The 7091-nt window shown below is 34.8% G+C and carries 6 protein-coding genes and 1 riboswitch; all 6 genes read left to right on the top strand.

The features are described 5' to 3' along the window. Positions 1-431: 431 nt before the first annotated feature. The 6 genes from LJ207_RS08415 to trpD all read left to right on the top strand — a co-directional run bounded on the left by LJ207_RS08415 (position 432) and on the right by trpD (position 7090). A complete protein-coding gene (locus LJ207_RS08415; protein WP_229346002.1) occupies positions 432-1589 on the top strand; it encodes a plasmid pRiA4b ORF-3 family protein in 1158 nt (385 codons plus the stop codon). Between the two features lie 45 nt (positions 1590-1634). Then, entirely contained in the window at positions 1635-2216 is a 582-nt protein-coding gene (locus tag LJ207_RS08410; RefSeq protein ID WP_229346000.1) for a histidine phosphatase family protein, read from the top strand. 25 nt (positions 2217-2241) lie between these two features. Next, positions 2242-3267, top strand: coding sequence for a branched-chain amino acid aminotransferase (locus tag LJ207_RS08405; RefSeq protein WP_229345999.1), 1026 nt, complete (start codon positions 2242-2244; stop codon positions 3265-3267). Positions 3268-3399: 132 nt separating this feature from the next. Further along, a complete protein-coding gene (gene aroC, locus LJ207_RS08400) occupies positions 3400-4500 on the top strand; it encodes a chorismate synthase (RefSeq protein WP_229345997.1) in 1101 nt (366 codons plus the stop codon). A gap of 88 nt (positions 4501-4588) precedes the next feature. Further along, a riboswitch (cobalamin riboswitch) is annotated at positions 4589-4819 on the top strand. A 110-nt stretch (positions 4820-4929) separates the two neighbouring features. Continuing rightward, entirely contained in the window at positions 4930-5961 is a 1032-nt protein-coding gene (locus tag LJ207_RS08395) for an alcohol dehydrogenase catalytic domain-containing protein (RefSeq protein WP_229345995.1), read from the top strand. A 16-nt stretch (positions 5962-5977) separates the two neighbouring features. Then, entirely contained in the window at positions 5978-7090 is a 1113-nt protein-coding gene (trpD, locus tag LJ207_RS08390) for an anthranilate phosphoribosyltransferase (RefSeq protein WP_229345994.1), read from the top strand. Position 7091: the final 1 nt, after the last annotated feature.

Here is a 7091-nt window from a genome sequence, read left to right as displayed (position 1 = left end):
GGAGCCAGGCAAATGCCTTTTTTATTTAGATGTTTTTAAATTCACAATTTTTTCTTCACAACATTAATTATACAACCTATTAATCTAATTATATTTTGAAGTTTTAAAAAGATTGTTGCTTTTTCTGCTGAGCTTATGATGAAGATAAATATTTTTAGATCCACAGTTTAAAACTCGAATATGATCTTTTGGTCATTTATATCATATTTGGTTTTTAGCTATGGATTATTTTTTATTGGTTTTAATTCTGCAATTCAACCAAATAGAATTGATTAAGAGTAATTTTGTTTCTATAAACCTCAATATTTCTGCAGAAAAAAGAAGACATTGGTTATGTTGAGGAGAGAATTGACAACTTATAATACTAAAAAAAGTAATCATTAATATTAGCAGGCTAAAAGTTTAAAAAAATCAAAAAAAGGAATGATTATATGTTAATCCAGGTAACCAAAAAATTAAGAGATGAATTAAAAATCAAAAACTTAGTTGAAGCTGAAACTTCAAAAGACCAGTTATTTTGCTGGCATGCGAATATAATCAGAATTGAACGGAGAAAAGTTATTGTAATGACCAATAATGCTGCTCGTTATACAGTAGTATTATATGGATTGAAGAAAAATGATTTCAAAAATATTGCTGAGCTAATTAAAAGTGCAATAAGAGAAACATTTACAGTTGAAGGCGTTAAAGAAAAGATTATTGAAAGCTATTTAAATGAATTTGAGGAAATTGAATTTTCGAAAACTAAAAGCCATAGTCAGGTAGCTAGAATGAACCACAGCTGTAAAGAGGCACAATTTTTTCACGATGAGTATATTCAGGATAAAAAAGTTCAGTCTTATATCAGTCGTAAATTAAGCCACAGAATTGTTACTGAAAAAGATTCAGATGATTACTATACACCTGGTGAAAGACTGAACGAGAAACTAGAAGAATATTATGGTGAGTCTCCGGTTAAAATTAATGGAGCTGTAATAAAAGTTGATCTAGAGTTAGGCGAATATTCTGCCTGGCGAAAAGTAATAGTTCCTTTAAACTATTATTTCTATGATTTACATAAAGTAATCCAAAACCTATATAACTGGATGGATTATCACCTTCATGAATTTTTTGTTTATAGTGAAGAGAAGGATGAGAGTAAATCCTGGAATCAAGCTGAATACCATAGAGATGCTTATAAAGCAGCCTACAATATAGTAATGAACGAAGAAAACTTAGAATATAATAAGCATGAACTCAATTATGAGGGAGAAGACTTTGAACTCAGTTTAGAAAAAGATTCTTTGCTGAAAGATTATCTTCCTGCAAGAATAAAATATATCTATGATTATGGTGATAACTGGGAGTTATATCTCGAAGTAGAGGAGATAATAGAAGATTATAATAAATATCAGTCAGAATTTTTAGAAGGAGCAGGTACTGCTCCACCTGAAGATGTAGGAGGAGTTCCAGGATTTAGCCGGTTTATGGAGATAATTTCTGATCCTGAGCATGAAGAACATGAGATGATGTCTGAGTGGGCAAAAAGTCAGGGCTTTGAAGAATATGATCCTGAGCAAATAAAAAGGAATTTAAGAATTCACCTGTAGTATTAAAAATTCCAAAGGAGTGTAAGGATTATCAAGCAGAAAAATTTGATAGATAACAATAAAAAATCTATAATCCAGGGCCAGACAGATACAGAGTTAAATGACACAGGTATCCAAAAAACTGTAGAAACAGCTTTATTTCTAGAAGATTACAGATTTGATCATATTTACAGCAGTAATCTTAAGCGGGCCAGAAAGACAGCATCATTTATTGCTGATAAACTGGATATTGAAATTATGGAGAGTAAAAAATTAAGAGAAATAGATTTTGCTGAATGGGAAGGTTTAAATTTCGAAGAAATAGCTGCTCAATATCCTGATAATATGGAAGTCTGGAAAAATGACCCGCTGAAAAATGGAGCACCTGGAGGAGAAAATATTAGCGAGTTTGCAGCCAGAATAAATTCTTTTTTCGATCAGCTCTTAGAAGAACATAAAGGAGAAAAACTAATAGTTGTGACCCATGGTGGAGTTATAAAAATGTACTTAAGAGAAATTCTAGCAGTACAATCAAAAAGTTTTAAACAATTCCAGATAGATAACACCTCTCTTACAGAAATCAAATTTTATGATGATTATGCTATTTTAACAAAAATGAACTATCTGGTTGGAGATAACTTTAAATAATTATATTATACGAGGAGAATTAAAGATGAAAAAGAAGAATCTAGATTGGGAAAACCTTGGTTTTGATTATCGGGCTATAGATAAAAGATATGTGGCAAATTATAAAAATGGAGAATGGGAAAAAGGAACTTTAAGTTCTGATTCGGATATTGTAATTAATGAGAGTGCAGGTGTCTTGCAGTATTGTCAGCAGGTATTTGAAGGATTAAAAGCTTTTACTACAAAAGATGGAAGTATTGTTACATTCAGGCCTGATTTGAATGCAGAAAGAATGATCGATTCTGCAGAGGTGCTTCAAATACCACCCTTTCCCAAAGAACGATTTTTGGAGGCAGTTGATAAGGTGGTAGAGGCTAATGCTGAATGGGTTCCTCCTTATGGAACCGGTGCAGCATTATATTTACGTCCCTTTATTTTTGCTTCAAAACCTGTGATCAGTATTGAGCCTGCAGCGGGATATCAGTTTAGACTTTTTGGAACACCGGTTGGACCCTATTTTAAAGGAGGGGTCAATCCACTAACTCTTTGTGTGAGTGAATATGATAGAGCTGCTCCCCGGGGCACAGGAAACATTAAAGCAGGTTTGAACTATGCAATGAGCTTAAGAGCACATATTGAAGCACATGAAAATGGATTTGATGAAAATCTATATTTAGATGCTGAAAGTAGAACATCCGTAGAAGAAACAGGTGGAGCTAACTTTATTTTTATAACAAAGGATAACGAACTTCTAACACCAAAGTCAGAATCTATTCTTCCTTCTATAACAAAGCGGTCAATCCTGTACATAGCTGAAAATAGGCTTGGTCTAAAGGTCATTGAAAGACCGGTTAAACTTGAAGAATTAGAAAACTTTGCCGAATGTGGGGTTTGTGGAACTGCAGCAGTTATCTCACCTGTGGGTAAGGTAGTAAATGGAGATCAAGAAATTATTTTCCCTAGTGGGATGGATAAAATGGGAGAAATTACAAAAAAATTATATGATAGCTTAACCAAAATACAGCTGGGAGATTTAGAAGCTCCTGAGGGCTGGATCAGAAAAATACTTTGATAAAGCTTGGCAAGAGTTTAAAAGCAGGTGAAAATATGTTGACAATAAAATGTGCTAGATGCAAAACTAAACTTTTTAAATACCAAAAGATTGCTAATTTAAATATAATAATTTCATAAGAGGTGTTTTAAGATGTCGGGTTCAATATTAGGTGATTTATTTAAAATATCAACTTGGGGTGAATCTCATGGTAAAGGACTGGGAGTAGTCATAGATGGCTGTCCTGCCGGGCTGGAATTGAGTGAAGAAGATATACAGTCTGATTTAGATAGAAGAAAACCTGGTCAATCTCCTTTTACAACCCCCAGAAAAGAAGGTGACAAGGTAGAGCTATTATCCGGAATATTTAAGGGGAAAACAACTGGCACCCCAATTTCTCTGATAATATTTAATAAAGATCAACGTTCAAAAGACTATTCTAAACTTAAAGATCTTTATCGACCTGGTCATTCTGATTATAGTTATGATCTAAAATATGGTTTTAGAGATTACCGTGGTAGTGGTCGTGCTTCAGGTAGAGAAACTGCAGCCAGGGTTGCAGCAGGAGCTGTAGCCAGGAAACTGCTTGCTGAATTGGGAGTTAAAATCAGAGCTTACACTGCATCTATAGGTCCTGTTAAAATAGAAGCTGAAAATACAAAAATTGAAACAAGGATGGATAATTTTCTTTATATGCCTGATCAAAAAGCTGCCAAAAAAGCTGAAGAATATTTAACAAAACTGATGGAAGAAAATAATTCTTCAGGTGGAACTATCGAATGTAGGGTTGATAATATCCCAAAAGGATTGGGAGAACCTGTATTTGATAAAAGTGATGCCTTATTAGCCAGGGCAATAATGTCGATTGGGGCAGTCAAAGGTGTTGAAATAGGCAGTGGTTTTAAAGCTGCAGAAATGACAGGTCATCAGCATAATGACTTTTTCCAGTTTAATGGGGATGGAAAAATAACTAAGCTGACAAATCATGCCGGAGGAACTTTAGGTGGAATAACTGATGGTAGTGAGTTGGTCTTAAGGGCTGCGGTTAAACCAACCCCTTCAATAGAAAAAACACAATCTACAGTCAATAAATCTGGGGAAAATATTGAAATTAATATCCAGGGCCGTCATGATCCTGTCATAGTGCCGAGAGCTGTTGTTGTGGTAGAAGCTATGACTGCTCTAATTTTAGTTGATCTGCTCTTAAAACAGATGACAACTAGATTAGATTATATTAAAAAAGTATTTGGCTAAGCAATTATGTCCTTTAAAAAGCTAAAGGTTATTGTAATACACTTTAAAATATGATAATATTTTCTTAGAATAAAATTATTTTTTGAAAATTAAATATAATTAAATAGGTGAGCAGTTAATTTAAAAAGAAAATTTTTCGATTGACTGCTTTAAAAGGGAAATCTGCATGAGTTAAGGCTGAGTTCTACTTGTGACAGTGCGGTCCCGCCACTGTAAGCGATAAAAGTTTCTTTCAATAACCACTTGATTATTAAAATAATCGGGGAAGGTGAAAGATGAAGTCGTGAGCCAGGAAACCTGCCTATTTAAACTGCAGTTTATTTAAATTGCTAGTGAATTATGGAAAAGTTCACGACTCCTTCGGGAGTTGTGGACTTTTTTTGCTTTTATTTTTGCTTTTATTAAACAAACTAAATGAGGAGGCTATTTATGCAAGCAGCAATTTTAAATGAAGAAAAGAAATTAGAACTTAGAGAGTTAGCCAAGCCAAAGATTTCTGCCGGGGGAATATTAATTAAAGTGGCAGCAAGTGGAATTTGTAATGCAGATTTAAAAATGATTGATAAAGGGCATCAAGCTCTAGACTACCCCAGAGTTTTAGGCCATGAGATCACAGGGATTATAGTTGAAAGTGAGAATGATAAATTCAAAAAGGGGGATAGAGTACAAGTAGCTCCAGGAATTGTTTGTGGAGAATGTAATTTTTGTCAGCAGGGAATTACAAATCACTGTCAGGAGATAGATATTTTTGGTTTTACTGTAGATGGTGGATTTACAGAATACATAGCTATTTCCGAAAAAGCTCTTAAAGCAAATATTTTAAATCCAATTCCAGCTAATTTGAGTTTTGCAGAAGCAGTATTTGCTGAACCATTAGCCTGTTGTATTAATGGGATGGAAATAGCTAACTTTTCTCCAAATGAGAGTATCTTGATTATTGGGGCTGGTCCAATCGGTTGTCTGCAGGCTATGCTGGCCAAAAGCTATGGAGCCAAAAAGATAATTTTAGTAGATAAATTAAAGCAGAGACTGGAATTTGCTGCTTCTTTAGGAGTGGATACCTTAGTTAAAAGTGAGCAGGAATCCTGGCAACAATTCTTAACAAACTATACTGCTGCTCAGGGGATAGATTTGATATTTTTAGCCTCAAGACAGATAAAGGTTGATCATTCTTTAATAGCAAGCTTAAACAAGAGGGGGCGGCTTTTATTATTTTCAGGTTTTGCTGAGGGAAAAGAAAAATTTGAAATTGATGCTAACCTACTTCATTATGGTGAGCGGGCTTTAATTGGAGCTTATGGATGTACATCTGAACAAAATAGAAAAGCATTACAGCTGATTGCAGAGCAAAAAGTAGTTGTGAAAAGATTGATAACAGAGCGGATATCCTTAAAAGAAATATTTGCAGGTATAGAAAAAGTCAGAAATAAAACAGCACTTAAAATAATTATTGAAAATTGAGAGGGAGGAATTAATTATGAGTAAATTAGCAGCAGGCAAAGAATTTGGTCAAAATATCAGCAGATTAATCGCAGGCAATAACTTTAGGCGGGCTGAAATGGAAGAGCTCTTTTCACAAGTCTTATTAGATCAACAATCAGAAATGCAGCAGGGAGCTTTTCTGGCGGCCCTAAAAGCTAAAGGAGAAACAGTAGAGGAAATAGCAGGCAGTTGGGATGCTATATATAATTTAGATACCATAAAGCTCTCTCCTCAACTAAAACAGCCTTTAGTAGAAAATTGTGGGACCGGAATGGATAAGGTTAATACTTTTAATATCAGCACCTCAGCTTCCATTGTTGCTGCAGCTGCAGGTGTAGCCATGGCCAGACATGGTTCAAGAGCAATAAGCTCTAACTGTGGGACAATCGATATTTTAGAGGAATTGGGGGTAGGAGTTGAGTGCCCACCAGAACTTATAGTAAAAAGTATTGAGGAGGTTGGAATTGGAGTCTTAAATGGTATGGATTCAAAAATTCATCCTACTGCTTTAGGCAGGATACTTGCTAAGATTTCTTTTGGCAGCACTTTAAATATTGCAGCCTCTTTGGCCAACCCTGTTTATCCTAAATATGGGGTTCGGGGTGTTTACAGCAGAGATCTATTAATACCTGTGGCAAAGGTGATGCATAAAATAGGCTATAAAAAGGCTATAGTTGTACATGGTTTAGCCGAAGATGGCATAAGCGGCATGGATGAAGCGTCAACTCTGGGCAGAAATTATCTTGTGGAAATTGATGAAAGTGCCCAGCTTAAAGAGTATTCTTTTGATCCCAGCAGTCTGGGGATAGAAAAAGCCAGCAGCAAAGATATACTTCCCTTTAAAGATAGAGAAAGTGAGGCTTTAGAGCTGCTTAGAAATCTCAAAGGAAAAGGGAAAAAGGCTCGAGTAGATATTATAGCTCTCAATACTGCTTTGATCCTCTATTTAATGGATTATCATAATCAGCTGCAAAGCTCTTATCAAGCTGCCCAGGAAATTATAAATTCTGGGAAAGCAATTGCTAAGCTTAAAGAATGGGTGCAGGTTCAAAATACAAAGCCGGGAGAGGGATTAAATAAATTAGAAGGATTATTAGCAAAAATTTAAA

The sequence above is a fragment of the Halanaerobium polyolivorans genome, from assembly GCF_020711195.1.
In the GTDB taxonomy this organism is placed as follows: Bacteria; Bacillota; Halanaerobiia; order Halanaerobiales; family Halanaerobiaceae; genus Halanaerobium; species Halanaerobium polyolivorans.
Note: the sequence above shows the minus strand (reverse complement) of the source record. Positions and strands in the feature narration are given on the sequence as shown.